24 protein-coding genes, 1 tRNA gene and 2 pseudogenes are annotated in these 24,261 nt (G+C 48.8%); 8 read left to right on the forward strand and 19 right to left on the reverse strand.

What is annotated here, in order from left to right; translation table 11 throughout:
• The first annotated feature begins 13 nt into the window (after nt 1-13).
• Together GLV81_RS00400 and GLV81_RS00405 are read left to right on the forward strand one after the other, a co-directional pair.
• Nucleotides 14-1,240: a SulP family inorganic anion transporter gene (locus tag GLV81_RS00400; protein WP_281350746.1), complete on the forward strand. Its 1,227-nt coding sequence runs from the start codon at nt 14-16 to the stop codon at nt 1,238-1,240.
• 65 nt (nt 1,241-1,305) lie between these two features.
• Complete coding sequence (locus GLV81_RS00405; RefSeq protein WP_157475900.1) at nt 1,306-2,253, forward strand: polyphosphate kinase 2 family protein; 948 nt, start codon at nt 1,306-1,308, stop codon at nt 2,251-2,253.
• Here the strand turns inward: GLV81_RS00405 and GLV81_RS00410 are convergent, their stop codons facing one another.
• Entirely contained in the window at nt 2,254-2,967 is a 714-nt protein-coding gene (locus tag GLV81_RS00410) for a DUF2490 domain-containing protein (RefSeq protein ID WP_197428801.1), read from the reverse strand. It abuts the gene before it with no gap.
• A 570-nt stretch (nt 2,968-3,537) separates the two neighbouring features.
• Between GLV81_RS00410 and GLV81_RS00415 the strand changes: the two genes are divergently transcribed.
• Entirely contained in the window at nt 3,538-4,899 is a 1,362-nt protein-coding gene (locus GLV81_RS00415) for a hypothetical protein (protein ID WP_246186141.1), read from the forward strand.
• A gap of 62 nt (nt 4,900-4,961) precedes the next feature.
• On the opposite strand, the gene GLV81_RS00420 is transcribed toward GLV81_RS00415, so the two are convergent.
• The 5 genes from GLV81_RS00420 to GLV81_RS00440 all read right to left on the reverse strand — a co-directional run bounded on the left by GLV81_RS00420 (nt 4,962) and on the right by GLV81_RS00440 (nt 8,223).
• Nucleotides 4,962-5,933: an alpha/beta hydrolase family protein gene (locus GLV81_RS00420; protein WP_157475902.1), complete on the reverse strand. Its 972-nt coding sequence runs from the start codon at nt 5,931-5,933 to the stop codon at nt 4,962-4,964.
• A 31-nt stretch (nt 5,934-5,964) separates the two neighbouring features.
• On the reverse strand, nt 5,965-6,516 hold the full coding sequence (locus tag GLV81_RS00425; RefSeq protein WP_157475903.1) for a 1-acyl-sn-glycerol-3-phosphate acyltransferase: 552 nt from the start codon (nt 6,514-6,516) through the stop codon (nt 5,965-5,967).
• 99 nt (nt 6,517-6,615) lie between these two features.
• Nucleotides 6,616-6,696, reverse strand: a tRNA-Leu gene (locus tag GLV81_RS00430).
• Between the two features lie 50 nt (nt 6,697-6,746).
• On the reverse strand, nt 6,747-7,088 hold the full coding sequence (gene gldC / locus GLV81_RS00435; protein ID WP_157475904.1) for a gliding motility protein GldC: 342 nt from the start codon (nt 7,086-7,088) through the stop codon (nt 6,747-6,749).
• Nucleotides 7,089-7,161: 73 nt separating this feature from the next.
• Nucleotides 7,162-8,223, reverse strand: a complete 1,062-nt coding sequence (locus GLV81_RS00440) for a hypothetical protein (protein ID WP_157475905.1) — start codon at nt 8,221-8,223, stop codon at nt 7,162-7,164.
• 181 nt (nt 8,224-8,404) lie between these two features.
• On the opposite strand from GLV81_RS00440, the pseudogene GLV81_RS00445 reads away from it, so the two are divergent.
• Nucleotides 8,405-9,096 (forward strand): annotated as a pseudogene (locus tag GLV81_RS00445) (DUF4290 domain-containing protein).
• A 189-nt stretch (nt 9,097-9,285) separates the two neighbouring features.
• Here GLV81_RS00445 and GLV81_RS00450 read toward each other — a convergent pair.
• The 5 genes from GLV81_RS00450 to GLV81_RS19685 form a co-directional block, all read right to left on the reverse strand.
• A complete protein-coding gene (locus GLV81_RS00450) occupies nt 9,286-9,957 on the reverse strand; it encodes a hypothetical protein (protein ID WP_157475906.1) in 672 nt (223 codons plus the stop codon).
• 105 nt (nt 9,958-10,062) lie between these two features.
• Entirely contained in the window at nt 10,063-11,427 is a 1,365-nt protein-coding gene (locus GLV81_RS00455; protein WP_157475907.1) for a Gfo/Idh/MocA family protein, read from the reverse strand.
• Between the two features lie 62 nt (nt 11,428-11,489).
• Nucleotides 11,490-12,050, reverse strand: coding sequence for an REP-associated tyrosine transposase (locus GLV81_RS00460; protein ID WP_157475908.1), 561 nt, complete (start codon nt 12,048-12,050; stop codon nt 11,490-11,492).
• A 316-nt stretch (nt 12,051-12,366) separates the two neighbouring features.
• Complete coding sequence (locus GLV81_RS19680) at nt 12,367-13,029, reverse strand: 3-keto-disaccharide hydrolase (RefSeq protein ID WP_246186408.1); 663 nt, start codon at nt 13,027-13,029, stop codon at nt 12,367-12,369.
• Nucleotides 12,918-13,718, reverse strand: a complete 801-nt coding sequence (locus GLV81_RS19685) for a 3-keto-disaccharide hydrolase (protein WP_246186142.1) — start codon at nt 13,716-13,718, stop codon at nt 12,918-12,920. The genes GLV81_RS19680 and GLV81_RS19685 overlap by 112 nt, the downstream gene beginning before the upstream one ends.
• 644 nt (nt 13,719-14,362) lie before the next feature.
• On the opposite strand from GLV81_RS19685, the gene GLV81_RS00470 reads away from it, so the two are divergent.
• Together GLV81_RS00470 and GLV81_RS00475 are read left to right on the forward strand one after the other, a co-directional pair.
• On the forward strand, nt 14,363-16,705 hold the full coding sequence (locus tag GLV81_RS00470) for a glycoside hydrolase family 3 C-terminal domain-containing protein (RefSeq protein WP_197428802.1): 2,343 nt from the start codon (nt 14,363-14,365) through the stop codon (nt 16,703-16,705).
• 12 nt (nt 16,706-16,717) lie between these two features.
• Entirely contained in the window at nt 16,718-17,581 is an 864-nt protein-coding gene (locus GLV81_RS00475; RefSeq protein WP_197428803.1) for an HNH endonuclease, read from the forward strand.
• On the opposite strand, the gene GLV81_RS19690 is transcribed toward GLV81_RS00475, so the two are convergent.
• The 4 genes from GLV81_RS19690 to GLV81_RS00485 all read right to left on the reverse strand — a co-directional run bounded on the left by GLV81_RS19690 (nt 17,578) and on the right by GLV81_RS00485 (nt 19,865).
• Nucleotides 17,578-17,772, reverse strand: coding sequence for a hypothetical protein (locus tag GLV81_RS19690; RefSeq protein WP_246186143.1), 195 nt, complete (start codon nt 17,770-17,772; stop codon nt 17,578-17,580). The two genes, GLV81_RS00475 and GLV81_RS19690, sit on opposite strands and share 4 nt — an antisense overlap.
• A 41-nt stretch (nt 17,773-17,813) precedes the next feature.
• Entirely contained in the window at nt 17,814-18,608 is a 795-nt protein-coding gene (locus GLV81_RS19695; RefSeq protein WP_246186144.1) for a Gfo/Idh/MocA family protein, read from the reverse strand.
• Nucleotides 18,574-18,888 carry a hypothetical protein gene (locus GLV81_RS19700; RefSeq protein WP_246186145.1) on the reverse strand — a complete coding sequence of 105 codons (315 nt, stop codon included), beginning with the start codon at nt 18,886-18,888 and terminating at the stop codon, nt 18,574-18,576. The genes GLV81_RS19695 and GLV81_RS19700 overlap by 35 nt, the downstream gene beginning before the upstream one ends.
• Nucleotides 18,889-19,289: 401 nt before the next feature.
• The gene (locus GLV81_RS00485) at nt 19,290-19,865 is read right to left on the reverse strand and encodes a Crp/Fnr family transcriptional regulator (RefSeq protein WP_157475909.1); all 576 of its coding nucleotides are present in this window, start codon (nt 19,863-19,865) and stop codon (nt 19,290-19,292) included.
• A gap of 66 nt (nt 19,866-19,931) precedes the next feature.
• On the opposite strand from GLV81_RS00485, the gene GLV81_RS00490 reads away from it, so the two are divergent.
• Nucleotides 19,932-20,456, forward strand: a complete 525-nt coding sequence (locus GLV81_RS00490) for a GNAT family N-acetyltransferase (protein WP_157475910.1) — start codon at nt 19,932-19,934, stop codon at nt 20,454-20,456.
• Between the two features lie 229 nt (nt 20,457-20,685).
• On the opposite strand, the gene GLV81_RS00495 is transcribed toward GLV81_RS00490, so the two are convergent.
• Both GLV81_RS00495 and GLV81_RS00500 read right to left on the reverse strand, forming a co-directional pair.
• Nucleotides 20,686-21,345, reverse strand: coding sequence for a DUF3575 domain-containing protein (locus tag GLV81_RS00495; protein WP_197428804.1), 660 nt, complete (start codon nt 21,343-21,345; stop codon nt 20,686-20,688).
• Between the two features lie 314 nt (nt 21,346-21,659).
• The gene (locus GLV81_RS00500) at nt 21,660-22,469 is read right to left on the reverse strand and encodes an amidohydrolase (RefSeq protein ID WP_246186146.1); all 810 of its coding nucleotides are present in this window, start codon (nt 22,467-22,469) and stop codon (nt 21,660-21,662) included.
• A 78-nt stretch (nt 22,470-22,547) separates the two neighbouring features.
• On the opposite strand from GLV81_RS00500, the gene GLV81_RS00505 reads away from it, so the two are divergent.
• The gene (locus GLV81_RS00505) at nt 22,548-23,591 is read left to right on the forward strand and encodes a right-handed parallel beta-helix repeat-containing protein (protein ID WP_157475913.1); all 1,044 of its coding nucleotides are present in this window, start codon (nt 22,548-22,550) and stop codon (nt 23,589-23,591) included.
• A 6-nt stretch (nt 23,592-23,597) separates the two neighbouring features.
• Here the strand turns inward: GLV81_RS00505 and GLV81_RS00510 are convergent, their stop codons facing one another.
• Both GLV81_RS00510 and GLV81_RS20920 read right to left on the reverse strand, forming a co-directional pair.
• Nucleotides 23,598-24,026: an MBL fold metallo-hydrolase gene (locus GLV81_RS00510; RefSeq protein ID WP_281350747.1), complete on the reverse strand. Its 429-nt coding sequence runs from the start codon at nt 24,024-24,026 to the stop codon at nt 23,598-23,600.
• A pseudogene (locus tag GLV81_RS20920) lies at nt 24,023-24,235 on the reverse strand (MBL fold metallo-hydrolase); the annotation flags it as partial. The gene GLV81_RS00510 and the pseudogene GLV81_RS20920, both read right to left, overlap by 4 nt.
• Nucleotides 24,236-24,261 lie beyond the last annotated feature (26 nt).

A 24,261-nucleotide genomic window follows, 5' to 3' on the forward strand; every position in this document is an offset into this window, starting at 1 on the left:
GGGCGTACTCAAGTTGGGTGGCTTCACCCATTTTATTCCTTCTGCCGTTATCAAAGGTATGCTCAGCGCCATTGGCGTGTTGCTCATAGCCAAGCAGGTACCCTTGCTTATAGGGTATGATAAACCCGATTTCTGGACCAACGAATTGTTTAACCTGCTCACATTTACGCATGGCTTTTCCAAGGTCAAATCTTTTTACGAAGCATTGACTCCCGGTGCCATGGTAATTGCTGCCGGTTCGTTTTTCATGATGTGGGCCTGGCAAAAATGGGCGGCTAAGAAAGTATCGTTTCTGCCATCTTCATTTGTGGTGGTGGTACTGGGCAGTTTGCTGGCGTTGTTGCTCAACAACAGCATTCCATACCTGCAGTTGCAGCCTGCGCAATACGTGCAGTTGCCTGCCAGCATTACCGATGAAATTCGTTTTCCCAACTTCAGTGCCTTGCTTTCCGATGCCAAAATTTGGCGCTATGCAGTGGTTATTTGTTTTGTGGCTTCGCTGGAAACATTGCTGAGCATTGAAGCCATTGATAAGCTGGACCCTTACAACCGGCTGACGCCACAAAACAGGGAGCTGATGGCACAGGGTGCGGGCAATATGCTCAGCGGGCTGGTGGGCGGTTTGCCTATTACAGCAGTGATAGTACGCAGCTCGGCCAATGCCGAAGCTGGTGCCCGCAGCCGCATGTCGGCCATTTTGCATGGGGTGTGGTTGCTGCTGGCAGTGTTGTTGATGGTGCCACTCATCAATAATATTCCGTACACCGTTTTGGCTGTCATACTCATTCGCACCGGTTACAACCTGGCCAAACCATCTATGATAAAAGCGGTGTACAAGCAGGGCCGCGAACAGTTTTTGCCCTTCATCTTTACCATTGTCGCCATCCTCTTTACCGACCTCTTGATTGGTGTACTCATTGGCATGGTGTATGCGGTGTACTTCATCATTAAGCATACTTACAGGGCAGGTTTTACCATGCAGCACTTACATCACAACGGCCTGCATGAAATACACATTGAATTGGCTTCGAATGTGAGTTTTCTCAACAAGAAAAAGCTACTCGAAACACTCGATGGTATTCCTGAATACGCAGAGCTTACCATCAACGGCGGCAGCAGTGTATATATCGATCAGGATGTGTTGGAGATCATTCAATCTTTCAAACCAAAGGCGCACAAAAAACACATTGCCTTGCACCTCATTAATATACCGGAAGTAGGCACTATCGAACTGCATTAGTGCAGAGTGTGCAGCATTTGCTGTAGTTTTAAAAGGCATCAAGCGATGCATCTTAAAACTACCCTATGAAAAAGCGTACAGACAAGCGTCAGTGGTTTGAGCAATACCTGCAAACCCTTCGGGTAAAGCCCGGTAAAAAAGTAAATCTCCGCAAAGACTTTGCTACAGATTACGACCACAAAGCACTCACCAAAGAAGAAGGCGAAATACTGCTGAAAGAAGGGCTGGAGCATGTGTCACAAATGCAGGATAAGTTGTATGCGCAGGATAAGTACAGTGTGCTCATTGTACTGCAAGCCATGGATGCTGCCGGTAAAGATGGCGCTGTAAAACATGTGCTGAGCGGCCTAAACCCCAGCGGTGTAAAAGTGACCAGCTTTAAAACGCCATCGAAAGAAGAGCTCGACCACGACTACCTGTGGCGGCACTACAAAGCCTTGCCTGCCCGTGGCGAAATCGGCATTTTCAACCGCAGCCATTATGAAAATGTATTGGTGACGAGGGTGCATCCGGAGTACATTCTCAACGAGCATATTCCCGGCATCAATTCGGTAAAAGACATTAAGTCATCTTTTTGGGAAGAACGCTACAAGCAAATCAACCGCTTCGAAAAAAATTTGATTGATAACGGCACCATTATCCTGAAAATCTTTTTGCATGTATCGAAAGATGAACAGCGCAAACGCTTTATTGAACGCATCGACAACCCCGAAAAAAACTGGAAGTTTTCTGTGGCCGATGCACAAGAGCGGCAGCATTGGGATGCGTACATGCAAGCCTACGAAGAAATGCTGGCGGCCACATCTACCAAAGAAGCGCCATGGTTTGTACTGCCAGCCGACGACAAATGGTTTACCCGCTTGTGTTTGGGCGCAGTACTCACTTTTGAATTTGAAAAATTGCATCTGGCTTATCCTGCGGTAAGCGATGCTACCCGCCAGCAATTGCAGGAAATAAAAACGGCGTTGCTGGCAGAAGAGCAACCTGCTAAAAAGAAAAGCAAGCAATCCTGATTACTCGTCGGACAGATTGGGCACATGCATGGCCACGGTTTTCGATTTTCTGAAATCGGGCGTGTAGTAAAAAAACAGCCGGAACGTATGATTCATGTCGTACTGATAGCCGCTGTATTTCTGTTGGTATACGTTCATGTAGCCGGCATCGTAGCTCCACGCATGGCCGAGGTTTTGCCGAATCCCAATGAAGATGCGGTTTTGATCGAGTGAGTTGTACACCACTTCTTTGCCTTGCTGCATCATAATTTCATCGGCCAGTACCAGCGACAAACGATGCGGTTTGTTGTTGAGCGGAATATTAAAATTGATGAGGTAACGAAAGCGATTGGTAAAACGCCATTTACCGGTAGGTTTATCATTGGCTATTTTTTCTACCCAGCGTTGTTCATTGCGGATGCGTTGTAGCATACCAACTTTTCCCAGAGCTCCTGCATACTGTGCTTGCTGATGGATGCGATGCTCATCGCCAAATGTTTTCCAGCCTGCTGTGCTTGGAGCCAGCCAAAGATGGCCGTAGGCCAATGAAAAACTAATCTTCTCATTCAGCCAATAGTTAGCACCAATTCTGGCGAAGTAAAAACTGGGATCTTTCACCCCATTGTTTCTGCGAACATGTATATCGGCCATCATGCCCCACCGGTTGGAAAAGCGCATGGTGCTGTTGAGGCTTGTCCATGTATGGAAATTATGCTTTACCTGACGTGCAGGCATTTGTGCACTTGCAGTGGAGCATACATGAATAACGATGACGAAAAGTAAACTGGCAGTACGAAAAAAACTGCGAAAGAAGCGGTATAAAAACATGAGTACAAAGCAACAACAATCATTCAACTACTGACCATGACAAAGGTCACGATAAGCAAAAAAAATGAGCCCGGAACTGCATGGGAAAATGGCGAAAAAAAGAAGGTCTTCTGTAGAAACAGAAGACCTCAACGATTGCTTGCCATATGAAAAAAAGTTCGAAATCTCTTTTGGAGGTGATTGTGCTCTTTCGATTTTCACTCCGGTGTTACCCGTTGTTCACATTCACAATGCAATATTACTACCCCAAAATGCCCGCTACAAGCTAATTTTGGCTTGCATTTGATGATGTCAAACCAACACAAAAAAGCCTGAAAGCCTTGTGCTGCAAGGGATACAGGTTCAATAGCACATGATGCCCAACCGCCAAACCGACATATTATTTCAGTTGATACATGCTATGGAAAAGGCGGAAAAGCGCCATTTCAAGCTGTACATCAAAAAAATTCGAGCCGGGAAGACCTGAAAATCGTCCGGTTGTTTGATGCGCTGGATAAAATGACGGAGTACGATGAGCGGCAACTCCTCAAAAAACTCGACGGTGTAGAAAAACCACAGCTGGCCAACCTGAAAACGCATTTGTACAAGCAAATCATGGCCAGCCTGCGAGACCTCAAAAGCAAGGACAGTGTGGAGCTTCAGTTGAACGAAATGCTGGATTATGGCCGCATTTTGTACAACAAAGGCCTGTTTGCCCAAAGCATGAAGTTTCTGGAAAAAGCCAAGGAAATTGGCTTTACACATGGCAAATACAATTTTCTGAGTCAGGTTATTTCACTGGAAAAGAAAATTGAAGGCCTCTACATTACCCGCAGCATGCACGAAAGGGCAGAGCAGTTGTCCAACGAAGCCATTGAAGTAAGTGCTCATATTTACCAGGTATTTCGGTTGAGTAATCTGGCAGTTCGCATGTATAGTTTTTACATTCAAAACGGGCATGCACTCAACCTCGAAGAAGAGAAAAAAATCAAACAGTTTTTTGAAGAAAACCTGCCGGAAAATGCCCACAGCTTCACCGGTTTTTATGAGCGGCTGTACCTGTACCAGAGTTATTGTTGGTACTCATTTATCCGTCAGGATTTTTTGATGTATTACCGCTATGCCAACAAATGGGTGAGCTTGTTTGATGAAGATCCGGTACGCATCAAAGTAGAAACAGGACACTACATCAAAGGCTTGCACAACTTGCTGAATGCCCATTTCGATTTGCGCAACTTCAAGGCCTTTGAAGCAACGCTGCAAGTGTTTGTCGATTTTTATCATTCACCACTTTGCCAGCAGCACGATAACTTTCGCATCCACTCTTTTATATACATCACCAGTGCCCGCATCAACTGGCACCTGATGTGTGGTACATTTAAAGAAGGCCTGCAGCAAGTGCCCATTATTGAAGAAAACATCCGCAAGTTTGAGCTGCACCTCGATAAACATCGGGTGTTGGTGTTCAACTATAAAATAGCATCGTTGCACTTTGGTTACGGCAACTTTAAAGCCGCTATTGATTACCTCCAAAACATCATACACGAACCGCTCGATCTTCGTTACGATCTGCACAGTTATGCAAGACTCATGCACCTGATGGCGCATTATGAGCTGGGCAATGATATGATTATCGAATCGCTGGCCAAATCGGTGTACCGCTTCATGGCCAAAATGAAAAACCTGACAGCGGTAGAAGAAGCCATTTTTACTTTCCTGCGTAAAAACATTCACCTTTCTCCAAGGCAATTAAAACCTGAACTGGAGAAACTGTTGGCTCAAATCAAGCAGTTTGAAAAAGACCGCTATGAAACCCGGTCTTTTGCATATCTCGATATCATTAGCTTGGTTAGAAGGTAAGGTATCGGGTAAGCCTATGGGCGTTATTCTGCAAGAAAAATTCAAGAAGAGTAAGCACCGCACTATTGTGCCGCAGTAGCTGCTTTGTAAGCAAACTCATCTCCCTTTTGTAAGCTGCTGCTATACTGCTGCTGCAACCATTGCAATTGCTGATTATCGTTTTTTAAATAGGCATCAAAAAAGGCAATAGCACCTGTACTAATGGCCGATAAATGCCGCGGATTGGCAGCACCAAATCTGGGCCTGCTACCACCGCCAAACGTAGCATGGGTAGCACCGTTGAGTACCAGCAAATATTGTGGACTGGTGCTGATATTTTGATACGGTTCCTTGCGTTGCGCCGGATCAAAATTGCCAGTTCTGTCCAGCGGATAATCGTCTTTGGTGCCCGTCATGTGAAAAAGCGGAATGCGGATGTTGGCATAATAATCTTTCAAATTGCCATTCACTTTTTCTGGTGTGTTGGGGCTTAGTACGAGCCCTGCTTTTATTTGTGGCACAGCATATTGATCAATGCGGCCACCCAACAATTCACCGGCTGCAATCATGGTGCTGCGGGCACCATAAGAGTGACCAGCCATACCAATATTATTCAGGTCCAGATGGCCTTTCAATGTGGCATCTTGCTGCTGCAATTGTTGTAATGCCTGCACCACAAATGGAATATCCGCGGCACGGTTGGTGAAGTTGGCGGGGTTCTTCAGAGAGTTTTTCAAAGCTGCCCCTGCCTGTGCAAGTGGTTTTCCTTTCCATACGGTTTCATCGCTGCCATGGTGTTGTATAAAAAAACATACATACCCATGCGTGGCCAATGCTTCGCCGAGGTAGCCGGCAGCTTCTCTGGAGCCACCCAAACCATGCGAAAAAATAACCACAGGGTACAAGCCGCTGAGCGTAGCAGGCCGGTATAGTTTTACCGGAATGCTGCGTTGACGGCTGTTGTCTGTAAGCGTAAAAGTGTCGGTAACAAAAGACTGTGCCAGCGCCTGTAGAGAAAGGAGGGCACAGCAAAGTGTGGTGAGCAGTGTTTTCATGCGGGTGAGACGAAGGAAGCTTGCTGCAAGTTTAAAAATGCATCAATCCCTGCTCCGGTATTTTGCCTTGTATGGGCCGGAAAAAACTCCGGATGATTTCATAGTCGGCTTCTTCGTTTTCGGTGGTATAAAACGGTTCGGAAAAAATGACTTTGCGATTGGCAAAATCGAGCCCCGCCATTAGGATGGGCACATTGGCCTGCCTGGCAATGTGGTAAAAACCTGTACGAAGCTTGTCTACTTTTTTGCGGGTGCCTTCGGGTGATAAGGCAATCACCAGGGTTTCGCTTTCATTAAACTTTTGCACCACCGCATCTACCAGATTGTTGTTGTTGCTGCGGTCTACCGGCGTGCCGCCTAGCCAGCGAAACAGGAAACCAAACGGCGGCTTAAACAATTCTTGTTTGCCCAAAAACTTGACATACGAAAAGCGGTAGGCACTGCGTACCGCCACACCAATAATAAAATCTTTCCAATGGGTATGCGGCCCAACTATAATCACCATCTTTTTGAGGTGATACGGAAACTCGCCTTGTGTAGACCAGTCTTCACTCCATAAGTACCATTTCCAAAACCAACGCATGCAATCGTGTTTACATCCCACTGATATGGGGCAATAAATGTACGGGCCCTGCCAATGCAGGCATCAAAAAAAGCACCAACTACTGTTGATGCTTTTTTGTCCGGGCGGAGGGACTCGAACCCCCATGCCTCGCGGCGTCGATCCTAAGTCTGATATGTCTACCAATTTCACCACGCCCGGATTTGGGCTGGCAAAAATAGGGGAACCAGCCTAAAAACCGTGAGCAGCCTTTATCCTTGCTGCCGCAGGTTCTCCTGAAACTTCTTGAAGAAGTCTTGTGCAAAGTGTTTCATTTCATGCGCCAGTGCATGTTGGCCCGTGCTGCGATCGAAAGTGTCGGCCATACCCATGAGGCTTTGGTAAAAGAAATCGCCCATTTCATCCACCATCATTTCCTTGGTCCACAGGTCGATGCGGAGGGCGGCTTTGTCGGCGCCATCCCAAAAGCTCACCATCATGGCTTTGGCCGGCTGGCTATCGGTGGCGGTGCTGTCGGTGGCGTTCCACAAAATATTTTCAGGTACTTTCTGCTCATCGAGCTGTACGCCTATCGTAATGGTTGATTGTTTCATGTATGTAGTTGATTAAAAATGTTGCAGGTGTTTTTTGCGGCAGCAAATATCCGTTGGTAGCGGCAAACGCAGTTTAGTTTTCGCAGGTCGTTTGCAAAGCCTGCATGAGCCTGTCTGCCAGCATCGGCAGCGGGTGCCTTGCCAGCCAGTGTTGCGCATTGGCCAGCAGGGTGCTGCGGTAGGTTTCGTCTTTGTACAACAGCATCAGGGCCTGTGCCAGTTGGGCTTCTTCCCAGCCGGGCAGCAGGTAGGCAGCGGGGCCACAGGCGGCTTCGCTTACTGTGCTGCGGGGGGTAAGCAGGGCTGTGCCCGTTTTCAGCACACTCAGCATGTTCCAGGCTGGCACAGCCGGCGTAATCAGCACCGCATAGGCGGCAGCACTCAGGCTCCACAATTGTTGGCTGGTACATTGCGGCAGCACCTGCACATCGCTACGGTATTTGTAGGTAGATAGTTTGTCGGCAAAATCTGCCGGCGCATGGCCCGGCAGTGCTATCAGCAGGGGCATGCTGCTTTGCTGACGCTTTCTAAATTGGGAGTAGGCTTTCAGCAAGGCAACCAGTTCATCACCCGAAGCGTTGCCATAGCTCAAAAAATACTCCAGCCCACCGGCATGTGTTTGCTTCAACTGCTCCCGTTGTGCCCAGGCAAGGGCCTGTGCTGCAGGATGTGCTGCCAGCCCTATGTAGTGGGCATTTACCCCCGCAGGCAATACCCGCTGGCCCAACTGAAATTCAGCACTCAGCGCCACGGCACAGGGCGAAGGCCATTTGGCAGGCAGGCCGTTTACAGCACTAAAGCCGGGCCGCAACCACAGTTGCGGATAACCAAGTCCGGGTATCCACGCATCGCATTGCAACACGATGTTTACCTGCTGTTGCTGAATGATGTGCTGCAGCTGGCGTTTGTATTGAACGGCTCCTAAGAGGGGCAGCTTCGACTGCTTCAGCGGCAAGCATTGTACCTCAGCTGCCAGCGCCTGTGGCGGGGCTGTAGTACCTGCCAGCAACCATGTGGTTTGCTCAAACTGAGTGCTGAGTTGCAGCAGCAATGCCTCCAGCATGGGCTGCTGTTGCAGCTGTATACTTCCGGTATGAATGAGGATGCGCATGGGCCGCAAAGGTAAGGGCCGCATTTGCAGTCATTTTGAGTACTGCATGCTCAAATGCCCTATTTTTGACCCACGGCCGCAAACAGAACGGGCCGTATTACATCTGACAGGCCAGCGGGCTTTTGCCCTCACACACATTAGCGCCTGCAGCAATTACACAGCAATACTTAGTATGGAATACAATACCGGCAGAGGATCTCTGCAAATGAAGGAGTATGGTCGCCATGTGAAAAAGATGGTGGAGTATGTACTTACCGTAGAAGACAAAGAGCAACGCCAACGCAATGCCGAAGCCATCGTAGAACTCATGGGCTTTCTCAACCCACAAATGAAACAGGTAGAAGACTACAAACACAAACTGTGGGATCACCTGTTTGTCATCAGCGATTTTAAACTGGATGTAGAAAGCCCCTACGGCAAGCCTACCCCCGAAGAATACCATGCCAAGCCCGACCCGCTGCCTTACCCCAAGTCGCGGCTCAAATACAACCACCTCGGCAAAAATCTCGAACGCCTCATCGACAAGGCCATGGTAGAAACCGACCCCGAAAAAAGAGTGGCTTTGCCCATACCATTGCTCACTACATGAAGCTGGCCTACAGCACCTGGCACAAAGAGCTGGTACACGACGATGGCATTCGTCAGGAGCTCGATGCCATTACCAAAGGCGAACTCACTTTTACCAATACGCCATTTGTACGGCATCGTCCCGCCCCTTTCCGCGACGAAGATTCTTACGCCCCCATCAAACGCAACAACAAGTTTAAAAAGAACCGGCCCGGCGGTGGTGGTGGCAACAACCGCAACAATGGTGGCGGTGGTGGCAACCGCAACAACAACGGCGGCGGTGGCGGCAACAATCGCAACAATAAATTCGGCGGCAAAAAACGCTACTAAGCCAAACGTTTTTACATCAATACAAAGCCCGATAGTGAAGAACTATCGGGCTTTTTTTATTTGGGGCAATCAGCTAAGTCCATACATCAGCTACCGTTGGGGCTATCACTTGTAGTGGCCTTCGTGCCTCAGGCCAGCTACCCGTTCTATCCCCCTGCCCTTGGGCAGCAGTGCAGGTAGCAGCATAGACTATTTTACTACTTCAATACTTCTGTATTTGAAAACAGTAGCCGCTTCGGGATTACCTTTTGCTGGAGCAAAACCTGTTGGATAACCTGCATTGGAAACCACTTGCCCTTTTACTTTTATCGTTAGTGGTAAATGTACTCCATCAAACAAATCATCTGCAACTGTCAAGCGATTGTTGGCCGGCTCCAAATAGTAGTATTCTTTTTCTTTTTTAATGCCGGTTGCGTTTACCGCAGACCATTGTGCACAGGTGCAACTAATGGCATTGAAAGTAAAAGTCATCACGGTATCTTCAGCTGGAAGGAAAGGAATTTTATCTTTTTCGGAAATTCGGAGACTGGTAAAACGAAACACTTTTGCTCTGTCAAGTTTCTCTTCTCCTTGAATGGTTCCTTTTGGGTAATCCGGCTTTTCATAAAACTGACCTACCACCGTGGCTTTATGTCGTGAAGCATCAAAAAAATTCAATAACCGCGACAGTGAATCATTAGCTGGCTCCAAAAAGATACAATGTGATGCCAAGTCGCTACTCTCGTATTTACGAAAGTCTGCAGTTGTAATCCATTGGGCACATGCACAACCCCATGCTATGTATTGCAAGTCTAAAGTTGTAACCTGTGGCAGTAATGTATTGGAAGGATCAGAAATGTCTTTTTCTACAATCTGATCCATCGTCATTTTGGCCTGCTCATAAGCCTGCTTTGACTTACAAGCAAAGCCAATACAACACATCATCAACATCACCACTTGCCTCATTGGTAAAGAGTTGAATGCACGTTACAATTCAAACACTTTTCCACCCACCATCACTTCCTGCCGCTGGCTGTCGAAGCTGGCTTTTTGGCCGGTACGCACCGCTGCATTGGTCATGATGCTGGCAATGGAGTGGTAGTAACCTGCTTCTACAGGGGCGTTGGGTTGCTGCCGGCTGCGAACACATTCCATCCAGTTGAGCATGTGCATGCTGGTAAGCGGGTCGGCACCCATATTGGCTGCTGTAGCTACCGATACAGCTGCAGCCTGTGCATTCAAATCGCTTTCGGGCAGCAGGTTGGGCGCCATGCCCATGGCCGCTGCTTCTGCTTTTTGCAACCCACCCTTCGGCGATACTTTATTGGTGAGCATGTTGAGTTCGCCACCGTTGCTGTAATAAATTTCGCTCATGCCACCCGTGCTGTTGTGCATGCGGCTGGTAAACACCACCTGAAAACCATTGCGCATGTCATCCGCCGGACCGTAGTCAAAAACGGCCGTCATGGTATCCCAGTTTTGGCGGCCATCTTTCCATGCATAAATGCCGCCATTGGCCACCACACTCCGTGGGTGTTGCAAATCAGTAAACCAATGCACGGTGTCTATCTGGTGGCACATCCACTGGCCGGGCATGCCCGATGAGTAGGGCCAAAACAAACGGTACTCGAGGTACTTGCGGGGATCCCATTTTTCAAAGGGACGATTCATGAGGTAGCGTTTCCAATCGGTATCTCTTTCCTGGCATTGGGCTACCAGCGATGGGCGGCGCCAGCGGCCGGGCTGGTTTACATTCCACACCAGCTCTACCATGGTAATGGGCCCAAACTGACCGCTGCGGATAAACCGGTTGGCTGCATGATAGTTGGGCCCGCTGCGCCGCTGCGAACCGACTTGTACAATTTGCTGGCTGGCTTTAATGGCTTTGAGTGCTGCCCGGTTATCGGCCATGGTTTCAGCAAATGGTTTTTCTACATACGCATCGCAGCCGGCCTGTACGGCTTCTATGGCATGCAGCGCATGCTGAAAGTCGGCGGTGCTTACAATCACTGCATCTACGCTTTTGCTGCTGTACAAGGCTTCGTTGTTGGCAAAAGCTTGAACGGTTGCGTCGTTGTTGTTGGCTTTCAGCCAGGCCACGCCTTGCTCCCGGCGCAGCTTCCACAAATCGCTGACGGCTACGAGTTCAAAGTTTTGTGCCTGCTGGTGTTGCATAAAGCAGGGGCCCAGTGTGTCTTTGAATCGGTCAGAAAAGCCCACTACGCCCACCCGCACCCGATCGTTGGCACCGATGATGCGGCGATAGCTGCGGGCACTAAAACCGGCGGCACCCAGCATCAGCGAGGCACTGGCCATAGAAGAAGCTTTGATAAATTGGCGACGAGATGACATGTGGTAGAGGTTTTTTCTGTCGCAGGCCTCCCGGCCTGTGACAAGCTGGTTACTAATCGTTTTTATTCATTCAAAAATGAAATGGATAAAGGTCCTTGTTGGCGTGACCGACAATAATCGGCTGCACTGCTATACAGCCACTCTTGTGGTTCCGCCACAAACCCTGCTTTCACAGGATTTGAATGTACATAGTTTAGTCGTGATACATACATGGCTGCATTCTCCAATTGAATGGGGTGATTTTCATGTTGCCAAAACTGAAATCGATGTGTACTCCTGTTTTGCTGTCCATATTTCTCGAACTCATTCAACATCCAATGCTTTCGGCTTTCCTGCGGATGATTGACAATTGCATCGATGATTTTCATGGCTGTATAGCTTTTTATTTCTTTCAGCACAGCAGCAGGCTTATGCGGCTCAGTACATGAGAAAATTAAATGCAGGTGGTTGGTCATGAGTACCCAGCCATGAATTTGCATGCCTTTGTTTTGCTGGCTGAACCGAATGCTGTCCAGCAGTATGTTTCTATAGATATCTCTGGTAAAAACATCTATCCAACCAACTACAGTACTGGTGCTGAAATAAATGGCATTTGCATCTCGGAATTTGTATTGTTGACTCATGTGTTGGTGTGTTATGTTTTATGGGTGAAAATGGTACGTTTCTATCGCAGGCCTCCCGGCCTGTGATAGCCTGTTACTAAAGCTATATTTTGTTGCGGTTGCATAACTGTGAAGGGGTTGAATGAGTAAGCTGAGTAACGTGTTGTCACTGGCCGGGAGGCCAGCGACAGTTATTGCAATTCTGGTTCTATCGCAGGCCTTCCGGCCAGTGATAGCCTGTTACTAAAGCTACACTTTGATGCGGTTGCATAACTGTGAAGGGGTTGAATGAGTAAGTTGAGTAACGTGTTGTCACTGGCCGGGAGGCCAGCGACAGTTATTGCAGCTCCTGCACTTTCAAACTGCGGTAACTCACTTTGTTGCCGTGGTCTTGCAGCAGCAGGCGGCCATAGGCGGCCATGCCAAACTGCGGCCATGCGGCATACTTGCTGCGGGCTACCAAGGCATAGTAATAAGGCGTACCTCGTTGGTACTCCAGCAGCTTCCAGCCATTGAGCCAATGTTCTACGCGGTTGTCGGGGTGTACCACAATCATACCGCGGTTCCACTCACCAATTTTGCGGCGGGCACGGGGCTCCCGCAACGATGGAATCGGATCGTACAAAGAAGCCAACGTACGGTTGCCAATGCTGCCCATTTTGGCATCGGGATGTTTTTCATCATCCAAAATCTGATACTCCAAACCAATGGCTGAGCCACTGTTGTTTTCCCTTTCGGTCACAAAATATTTTACGCCACTATTGGCACCTTCACTCAGTTTAAAATCAAACTGGAAAATGAACGCCTTAAACGTATCGATGCTGACAATGTCGCCACCGTTGGTGCTTTCGCCACCATCAGAGGGCAGCACAGTGAGTTCGCCGTTGGCTATTTGCCAGCCCTTTTCAGGAAAAGCATTTTTGTAGGCGCCCCGCCAGCCATTGTTGGTTTGCCCATCCCACAGCAGGCGAACCCCATTCTTTTTTCGGCTGCACTCAATTGGTTGGGCAGCAGGTTTACCACAAACACATTTCCAAGTGGGGTAGGTTGCAGGTTTTTTTCGCGGATGCGAATGTTGCGCCACATGATTTTTTTACCGGCATCGGCAGGCTTGTTGATGCTGTGCACCTGTAGCGCAATAAAGCCCCTCAACGTTACATCGTCTACAATGCTGGCCGCTTCTTTGCCGTTCACAAATGTGCGGATGTTGGTACCAATACATTCGATGCGGCACTTGTTCCAGCTGCCATGTTTGTACTGCGGTTTGGCGGCAGGATTGAGGTCGAGTGGATAGAGCCAGTCGCGGCGGGCTTCATCATAAATTCCGCCGGTCCATGCCCGTGGCGATGGATCAATTTCAAACTGGTAACCATGCACCCTTCCATTCATGTAGTCGGGTTTGCTTTCGCTGCGAAACTGTACCCCCGAGTTCATTTGACTGTCGAGTTTGAATTCGAATTCGAGGATAAAATCGCTATAGGTTTTGCCGGTGATTAAAAAAGAGTTGGGTTCGCCATACACTGTTTCGCCCACAATCACTCCATTGTGCACCGTGTATTTTGCCTTGCCATTGAGTTGTTGCCAGCCTTGTAAATTGTTGCCATTAAAGAGGGGCGTCCAGCCATCTTGCTGCGCCAAACTACTCAGCACAAATGAGGTGCTGAGCAGCAGTAAAAAAAGTTGTTTCATACGGGTTGCTTGTGAGGAGGAAAAGTACCGAACAAATTTGAAAACGAGCTCATGAAGGGGATGTCAAAAGAGGGGAGTTATTTGCCTTTGGCAAATGAGGTAATAAGTTTCGCACAGAGTGCACAGAGTTCTCGGAGGGTATTTATTTGCCTTCGGCAAATGTTTGGGTTTCGCACAACTTGTCCCGCAGCAGGCGGGAGAGGACACAGAGTTCTCGGAGATATATTAATACATCAGCGAAAATCCTGTGTATTCATCTGTGCAAATCCGCGTACAATAACCAACATTTTTTAAGCCACAAATGCACAGATTACAATGACAGTTTTTTTCTCATGAATCTGTGTATCTGCGGCGAGTAATCAAATACAATAAAGTAACGGGTACTTACAGGCCGGGAGGCCTGCGAGAGCAGTGATATTTTAATACATCAGCGAAAACCCTGTGTATTTATCAGTGCAAATCCGCGTCCCATAAAATGGTTGGTGGTAGATGGTTGGTAGTTGATAGAAATACATCCGTGAAAATCCGTTTTCATCCTTTCAATCTGTGTCCTGTCGACTTTGCGTTGTAAGACATTTATTGACATACATCAATCCAACCCACCGGCTTTGCCCGCTAATTTGTGCTGCTAAACAACACAACACATGCGATTGATTGCAATGGCCGGCTGCCTGCTGCTGTCGGCACAGGTGGCACAGGCACAGCCCGCTGTTTCGGCCAAGGCCGCTGCACTGGTAGCCCAAATGAGCCTCGAAGAAAAAGCCCGCCTGGTAGTAGGCATGGGCATGAACATTCCCGGCATGCCCAATATGAGCAACGGCCCTACTGTAGGCCAAACCATGGACAAAGTGCCCGGTGCTGCCGGCACTACTTTTGCCATTCCCCGCCTGGGCCTTCGCACCACCGTGGTAGCCGATGGACCTGCCGGTGTACGCATTGCCCCTGTACGTGAGGGTGATAAAAATAAAACTTACTACTGCACAGCTTTTCCTATTGCTACGCTGATTGCCAGCAGTTGGGACACCACACTGGCAGCCAATATTGGCAAGGCCATGGGCAACGAACTCAAAAGCTATGGCATGGATGTGTTGCTGGCGCCAGCCCTCAACATACACCGCAACCCACTGGGTGGCCGCAACTTTGAGTACTACAGCGAAGACCCTATCGTTAGCGGATTTATGACGTCGGCAATGGTGAATGGTATTGAAAGCAATGGCGTAGGTACCAGCATCAAACATTATGCCGCCAACAATCAGGAAACCAACCGCAACCAGGTCAATACCATTGTGAGTGAAAGGGCCCTACGGGAAATATACCTGCGGGGTTTTGAAATAGCCGTGAAGCAAGCACAACCCTGGACAGTGATGAGCAGCTACAACCGCATCAATGGAGTATCGGCGTCGCACAGCTACGAATTGCTCACCAGTATATTGCGCAAAGAGTGGGGCTTTAAAGGCATGGTAATGACCGACTGGTTTGGTGGCTACGATGCGGTAGCACAAATGCAAGCTGGTAACGATCTGCTGATGCCTGGTACTCCCAATCAGGTAAAAGACATTATGGCTGCCGTTGAAAATGGCAAACTCTCTATGGCTGTGCTCGATGAAAATGCCGGCCGTGTGACCGATTATATTTTGCGGACGCCATCGCAGCAAGGCTATGCTTTCAACAATGCGCCAGATTTAACAACCCACGCAGCTATTGCCCGACAGGCTGCTGCCGAAGGCATGGTGCTCTTGCAAAACAAGTCACAAGCGTTGCCTCTGCCTGCCAGCGTGAAAAGCATTGCAGCCTTTGGCAATACCTCATACGATTTTATAGCCGGTGGTACCGGTAGCGGCGATGTAAACGAAGCCTACACCGTAAGCCTGGCCGAAGGATTGCGCAATGCAGGTTATACGTTGGATGCCACGCTGCAACAGCAATACACGCAATACATTGCGGATGCCAAAGCCAAACAACCCGCCAAGAAATTCTTTTTTGAACTGCCGCCACCCATTGCCGAAATGCCCATCGACCCTGCCCTGCTGGAAGCAAAAGCCAACAGCTGCGATGTCGCATTTGTAACCATCGGCCGCAATGCCGGCGAGTTTCAAGACCGGCAGCAGCCCAACGATTTTGACCTCACGACTGCAGAGCAAAACCTACTGCAGCAGGTAGCCACGGCCTTTCATGCCAAGGGTAAAAAAATGATTGTGATTCTCAACATTGGCGGGGTGATTGAAACGGCCAGCTGGCGCCAACATGCCGATGCCATTTTGCTGGCCTGGCAGGGTGGGCAAGAAGGCGGCAACGCTGTAGCCGATATTCTCAAAGGCAAAGTGAATCCATCGGGCAAGCTCACCACTTCGTTTCCGTTGCAGTATGCCGATGTGCCTTCGGCCAACAATTTTCCGGGCATTGAACTCAGCCAGGAAGAAGTGAAAAGTTCCTTTGGCATGAGCATGGGCAAGCCTTCGGAAGTAACCTACGAAGAAGGCATTTATGTGGGCTACCGCTACTATCAAACCTTTGGCAAGCCGGTAGCATTTCCGTTTGGATTTGGGTTGTCGTACAGCCAGTTTCACATCAGCAAGCTGGTGCTGAGCCAACCACAATTTAAAGGCAGCATTACCGCTACTGTAACGGTTACCAACACGGGCAAAGTAGCGGGCAAAGAAGTGGTGCAACTGTACCTGAGTGCTCCGGCCCGTGCCATGCATAAGCCCGGCATGGAGCTGAAAACATTTGCCAAAACCAAACTGCTGCAACCCGGCGAAACGCAAACGCTGCGGTTTACCCTGCAGCCCAAAGACCTGGCCAGTTTTGATACGCAGCAAACCGCCTGGGTGGCCGAGCAAGGCACGTACATTGTGCATGCGGGCAATGCAGTGAACAGCATTCACCAGCGGGTAAGTTTTACATTGCCCTCCAGCTTGCTGGTAGAGCAATGCCAAAAAGTATTGGTGCCTCAGCGGGCCATCAACGAATTACAACCGCCCCGGTAAAACCTATTGCAGGTGTGTATTTTCTACAACGGCTGTTGCGCAGGCAATGGCCGTTTTTGTTTGTTGGTGTGGTGGGGTAACTTTGGTGGTATGACAGAAAAGCAACGCACTTGGACAAGGGAAGAATTAGTTCTCGCAATCAACCTCTATGCAAAACTGCCTTTTGGTAAAATGCATAGCCGCAATGCGGATATCATTCAACTTTCAAAACTCATCGAAAGAACACCTTCTGCTATAGCAAGAAAGCTGGGCAACTTTGCTCACTTTGATCCTGAGTTGCAGAAACGGGGAATTAAAGGACTAGCGAATGTGGGCAAGCTCGACCGAATTGTTTGGGATGAATTTTATAATAATTGGGACGATGCATTCATAGAAAGCGAAAAGCTCAGAGCGTCTATCGCTAGCAAGCTTGCAGTTGAAGATATTGTTGTAGAAAAAGAAGAAAATGATGCAATAGACTACATTGGTGAGGATGTTCAACGACTTGTTTCAACAAGAAAAAATCAAGCTGTTTTTAGAAGATTAATCCTTTCGTCGTATAACAACACTTGCTGTATGACTGGCATACAAACAACAGCGTTGTTAGTGGCAAGTCATATTATTCCATGGAGTGAAAGTGTAACGGATAGATTGAAACCAACCAATGGTTTGTGCTTAAATGCACTTCATGATAAAGCTTTCGATAAATACTTAATTACTGTTCAGGCAGAGTCGTTGAAAATTGTTGTCTCTTCTAAATTACTTCTGCATAAAAGTGACAATGAATTTTTGCAACAAAACTTTTCGGCGTTGAATGGGAAAGAAATCATCATGCCGCAAAAATTCTTTCCATCAACCGATGCGTTGAAGCGGCACAATGATAAATTCATCCTTTAAATCTTCCACCCATTCGCATACTTCGGTAGCAGCAATTTATTCGCGGCTTTTTCGGCAAAGCGGGAATCGGCAGCGTTCCAGTGCAGGCTTTGGTTGGTGCGGAGAGCCGCGTTACCCATGTGGCAAACCTTTGCTACCAGTGCACCCGCTTCTATGGGGCAGTTGAGGCTGGCGGCATCGCGGCTTTTCACCGCCGCTACAAAATTGGCCGTGTGTAAGTCCAGCCCGTTGTCTACTCTTTTTGCCAGGCAATGGCTTCCATTTTAAGTTGCTTCTTGTCCATTTCGGGGCGTACTTCCCAGCCATCGCGGTTGAGCAGCAGGGTGCCCTTATCGCCGGTAAAGGCAATGCCGTGGTTGAGGCCATACAAGCCGTATTGCCGGCCCATGGTGTGCTCCCATGTCAATTGGAAATTCGAAAACTCATACAAGGCCGTTTGTGTATCGGGTGTTTCCCGGGCATCGGTGGGGTAAGCCAGGTGGCCACCAAAACTGCTGATACGTTCGGGCATTTGTGCTTTCATGCCCAGCAGCACCATATCTATGAGGTGCACGCCCCAATCGGTCATGAGGCCGCCGGCATAATCCCAGTACCAGCGAAAGTTGTAATGAAAGCGGTTGGGGTTGAAGGTACGGTTGGGAGCGGGGCCCAGCCACATATTGTAATCTACCCCCGCAGGCACCGGCGCATCAGCGGCAGGCGGCAGTATGCCGTGGCCATTGTACATCCAGGCTTTGGTTTGGGCAATGGTGCCCAGTTGGCCACTGTGCACAAAAGCAATGGCATCTTTAAAATGCTGCTGGCTGCGTTGCCATTGGTTTACCTGCACCATGCGCTGGTGTTGGTTGGCCGCGGCTACCATCAGGGTGGCTTCGCCAATGCTGTTGCTGGCCGGTTTTTCTACATACACATCTTTGCCGGCGGCACAGGCATCGGCCAGCATGAGGCAATGCCAGTGGTCGGGGGTGGCAATGATGACGATGTCCACGTCTTTATTGGCCAGCATTTGCCGGTAGTCTTTGTACAAGGCAGGCTTGCTGCTGTAGTTTTTCGAGTTCGCTTTTGCGGCGTTGCAATACGGCGTCGTCTACATCGCACAAAGCCACGCAGGTTACTTCGGGCAGCTTGAGCATGCTGGTGAGGTTGGCCCAGCCCATGCCGTTGGCACCAATGAGGGCCACGCCAATTGTATCGTTGGCACTTACCCGCTTGCGGTAAGCAGCCAGTAAATCCATGGGTATACCAGCCAGCAGGGCCATGCCAGCGCCAAGGGTGGCACCGTGTTGCAAAAACGAACGACGTTTCATACAGCGGAAAATTTTAGAGAGCTAAATATAAGGAAGGAGAATGCCAATGTGCTAATTAGCTAATGTGAAAATGGGTTTGCCGGAGAGGTTATGATTTGCCTTCGGCAAATGAGGGATGTTTCGCACAGAGTGCACGGAGAACGCAGAGGTTTTTTTGCCTTCGGCAAATAGGAAGTGTTTCGCACAGAGTACACAGAGGTCACGGAGGGTTTTTATTAGAATCTGTGTTCATCCGTTTTTATCCTGAATATCCGCGTCCTGTGTTTTTCGTTTCGTGGATGCTGTTTTCTTACCAGTCATAGCATTCTCCGTTATCACTGTTTCTCTGCGGTAGAATATGCTTAGCACCTTCGCGTTGAAAAATCCATTTTTATCCCATTCATCTGCGTCTTATGTAAAGCTTAGCGTTGCGAACGGATGCGGCTCAGTGTTTCTTTGGTGATGCCCAAGAAGGACGCGATGTAAATGCCCGGCACTCGGGTAATGATGTCGGGAAATTGCTGCAGCAGTTTTTGGTAGCGTTCCTGCGCCGATTCAAACTGGATGGACTCCATGCGTTGCTGCGATAAAATCAGTGAACCCGTTACTGCTTTGCGCAACCATTTTTCTATGTCATGATGTTCGTCGGCCAGCTGCATCAATTGGTGGTGGTGCATCCCCCATACCAACGATGGCTCCAATGTATGGATGATGAGCTTACTGGGCTGACGGTTGAAAAAACTGGTGATAGAAAAAAAGAATTGTTCATCCAGCGCCAGCCATTCAGTGATGTCTTTGCCATGCTTGTGGTAAAAAATGCGCACCGCACCTTGCTCTACAAAGTACAGATAATCTGACACGCTGCCTTCGCGGAGCAGTGGCTGTTCTTTTGTACAATGCCAGTACTGCCATGCTTGCAGCATTGCCTGCAGCGGCGCTTCGCCAAGCGGATGCAGGCGCTGAATGTGTTGCTGTAAAATGTACGTAGAGGGTTGCATTCGTTGCGATGAAAATAGCCATGTTTTCTATACCTCAGCAATGCCCGGGCCATTTACTTTTGCGCCATGCCTGTTACCTGTATGACCACCGCCGATATTGCCGAAGTGCAAGCCCTGGTGAATGCTGCTTACCGCGGCGAAGCCAGCCGAGCCGGTTGGACCACCGAAGCCGACCTTATTGCCGGCCATCAACGCATTGATGCGGCATCGCTGCAAACCATGCTGCAACATGATAACGAGACTGTATTGCTGCTACGCAATGACGACGGCACATTGGAAGGTTGTGTGTACCTGCAGCAGCAACCGCAGGGTATGTACCTGGGCATGCTGAGCGTATGGCCACAGCAGCAGGCACAGGGTACGGGCAAAAGATTGATGCAGGCAGCTGAAGACTTTGCCCGCAGTAAACAAGTCCATCGCATCTTCATGAGTGTGATTACGGTGCGTACAGAGCTCATTGCATGGTATCAGCGTCGCGGTTACAGCGATACCGGCGAACGCAAACCTTTCCCCAACAATCCGGTGTTTGGTACGCCACTGCAGCCGCTGGAGTTTATGATATTAGAGAAAGAGCTGAAAGCAACGTGCTAATGTGAAAATGTACCAATGGGATTTGGGAGGGTTTATTTGCCTTCGGCAAATGAGGGTTTATTTTTTCGCACAGAGGGCACAGAGGGCTCGGAGAAATGATACAATCCGTTTTCATCCGCGTCACATGTTTCGCATAAAAAAATCTGTCGGCTACAGACGAGCTGTGGCCGACAGATGGTGCGGGTAATTTGGTAAATACGATGGCGTGTGTGGGTGAACAGGATACTGATTATCGAAGGATATAGCGAAAGCCAATACCCAAAAAAGTACTGTTGCCGGAAAACATCGAATTGAGATTAAAACTGGTGGAGCGGTCTTTATAGTTGTAAGGTGAAGTAGCTCGGCTTCGACCATGATTGATATATGCGCCAACCAAATTGCCCAATGTTACATCTGCTATCCAACGTTTGTTGAGCTGGTATGCAAGCCCAGGTTGAATGCCGAGTCCAAGCCCATAGCTTTCGCCATTGGTGTTATTGATGCTATTGTTTTCAAATTGCTCCTTATGCTTACTAAATGAAAACTGCGTTAGAATGGTGGCAGTGCCATAAAACTTTTTACTAAATGGCAACAGATATTGAGACACATAACCAACCTGAAAAGAATTGCTTGTACGCTTTCTTTCGCCTGCGGCACTTAGATAGTCATACGTATTACTGTTGTAGTTGTAGTCAATAATAAAACCGCGGATACGGTTTTCTTTGTGCACCCATTGGCGGCCAACACCGATGCCAGTAGCAATACTTTTTGATTCGTTGTTATTATTACTCTCCTGTTTACTGCCGCCAATATTAAAGCTGCCGGTGAGTAATTGAGTGCCTTTGTTGAGCTGGGCTTGTAATGTGCCGCCACACAGTAGCAGCAAAGCGAGTGTAAAGCTGTTTTTCATGCAGTTGATTTTGGTAAGCAATGTTGATGTATGCTGCAATCTATTTCGCTTATATAAGTTGTGCTGTTGCGGCATTGTTAACGCTGGAAAAAGAGAAAGCAATTAACAGTTTGTTGGAAGAGCGGGGGAGTTATTTGCCTTCAGCAAATGAGTTTATTTTTCGCACAGAGGGCACAGAGGACGCAGAGGTTTATTGCCTTCGGCAAGTGAGTTTTGTTTCTCGCACAGAGGCCTCAGAGGTAGGTCACGGAGGTATTTTAATAGGAGCTGTGAGCATCCGTTTTTATCCGTTCAATCCGCGTCATATTGTATACCTACGAAATGCTGAATGCATCTCTGTCTCTCAAAAATGGCAGTTTGCTGCGGACTTCATCCAGCGTTGTTTTTGATAACACACAGGTATGTATGCACTCATCGTGTGCCTGTTCAAATTGTATATCGCCCATGGCATCTACCAGCATGCTGTTGCCGCTGTGGTATATGTTGTTGCCATCGTGGCCTACACGGTTTACACCCACCACATAGCATTGGTTTTCGATGGCACGGGCTTGCAGTAAGGTACGCCAGGCATGGCTGCGGCGTTCGGGCCAGTTGGCTACATACAGCAGTATATCGTACTCTGTATTGCTGCTGTCGCCTTGCTGGCGGGCCCACACAGGAAAACGCAAATCATAACACACCATCAAATTAATCCGAAACCCTTTAACCGAAGCAATGAGTCGCTTGTTGCCAGCAGCATAATGCTGGTCTTCGCCGGCAAAGGCAAACAGGTGTCGCTTGTCATAGTAGCCATATTGTCCGTTCGGCAGCATCCATATCAGCCGGTTGTAGTAGCGGCCTACTTCTTCAATCATGAGGCTGCCGGTAAGAATGATTTTTTTGCGGGCTGCTGTTTCTTGCATCCATTGTACCGTAGGGCCCTGCATGGTTTCAGCCAGCTGCTGTGGCCGCATGCTAAAACCCGTGCTAAACATTTCGGGCAGCACCACTACTTCGGTAAAACCAATGCTGTCAATTTTTTGCTGCAGCATGTGCAGGTTGGCCGTTTTGTCTTCCCAATGCAACTGGGTTTGTATCAGTGAAAGATGCAATTGACTCATGCTTACAAATGTACGGGCATCCATACGGGTAAAACTTGCGTATCCTTTTTGAGCACTGTAGCTTTACCTGCTGTACGATGGCTGCTGTCTAAACCCTGAACCATGAAATATTTTTTATGCATCCTACTGTTGCTGGCAAATGCAACAGCACTATTGGCGCAGCGCAGTCATCGCATGCCGCCCCGCTCCAATGGCGAGTTGTACATACCCAATGTGTCGGCCACGATAAAACCCGGCGATACCATTTTACTGTCGGGCAAATACAAAATCATTAACCTGAATGAAGTAAATGGTACGGCAGAAAAACCCATTGTGATTTATGCATGGCATCCGGTAACGGTAGGTGTTGGCGCCAGCAATTATGGCATTATGGTGCAGGGCCGATACTGGAAATTTTTGGGTGCCGGCCACACCACGGTGTACAATCCTGATTACACCTTGAATGTATTGTTCAATGCAGGCAATAGCCGTTTTTTCAGCATCGATAGTGTTTCGCTGCGCAATGGCCAGGTAGGCATTTTTGCTTTACCTGCCGATAGCGCCACTCATGGCGATGTACGTATCACAAACTGCAGCATTGCGCAAATAAAAGGAGCCCGTACTGCAGGTAAAAGCCAGGCCATACATATTGGTGCTACCAATGTGGCACTGGCCGATACAGTGGGTTACCGTTCGGTGCAGATTGCGCATTGCAGCTTGTCGGGTATAGATGGTGTGGGCATACAGGTGGTAGGAACCCGCACCACATTGATAGAAGATGTACGCATCGATTCTTTTGGCAGGGCCGCTTTGCCTTTTCAAAACAGCGGCATTGTAGTGGGGCCGCATGTAGCCTTGCAATTGCAGCAAAGCCACATCAGCACAGGCACTGGTCCGGCAGTCAGTATTTTTAGTGCCGGTGTACAAAGAATAGCGCAGTGTGTATTTATGCAAACGGCTACCGCCGCCGATCAGGATGCGGTATACATCGAGCAAAAGCAATCGAAAGATGCGGTGGCCAATATTACCCTGACTGATGTACAGATAAACGGTGCCAACCGCTATGGCGTACACAATGTGCTGGCCAAACCAGTACGCCTCATTCGGGTGCAGATTAGCAAAGCAGGGAAGGCCAAAACATTTGGGCCGGTGGTGCTGGCTAAGTAAATTTTTCTATTGCAAAAACGGGTTGTGTCTTTTTTCCAAACCAATCTTGGTGGCATCGCCGTGGCCGGGGTGCACCACGGTATTTTCCGGCAGGGTAAACAGGCGGTTGCGAATGCTATTGAGCAAGGTGTCGTGGTCGCCGCCGGGCAGGTCGGTGCGGCCAATGCTGCGTTCAAACAGCACATCGCCGGCAATAATGAAATCTTGCCCGGCACAGTAGTAGCACAAGTGGCCAGGCGAATGGCCGGGTGCAAAAATGGCTTGCAAGGTATTGTTGCCCAGTTGCAGGGTATCGTTATCGTTGAGGTAATGGATGGGGCCGCTGTAATTGGTAAAAGGCAGGTTCCAGCGTTGGCCAGATAGGGGGCATACTGCAGCACCTGCTCTTCTATGGGGTGCATGTGTGGCTGCAGCTGATAGGTTTCGGCTGCCCATTGCAGGCCAAATACATGGTCGAGGTGGCAGTGGGTTTGCAACAAAAGTTGCACATTGAGTGTCTTTTCTGCAATGAACTTGGCCAATGCTGTTTTTTCGTGGTCGAAGTAGCAGCCCGGATCGATGATGGCGGCCAAACCATCGGGGGTGTAGAGCACGTAAGTGTTTTCTTGTATGGGGCTGAAAGTAAACTTCGCAATGTGCAGCATGGTTGATACGTTTTACTGCCGGCAAA

The sequence above is a fragment of the Phnomibacter ginsenosidimutans genome (assembly GCF_009740285.1).
In the GTDB taxonomy this organism is placed as follows: Bacteria; Bacteroidota; Bacteroidia; order Chitinophagales; family Chitinophagaceae; genus Phnomibacter; species Phnomibacter ginsenosidimutans.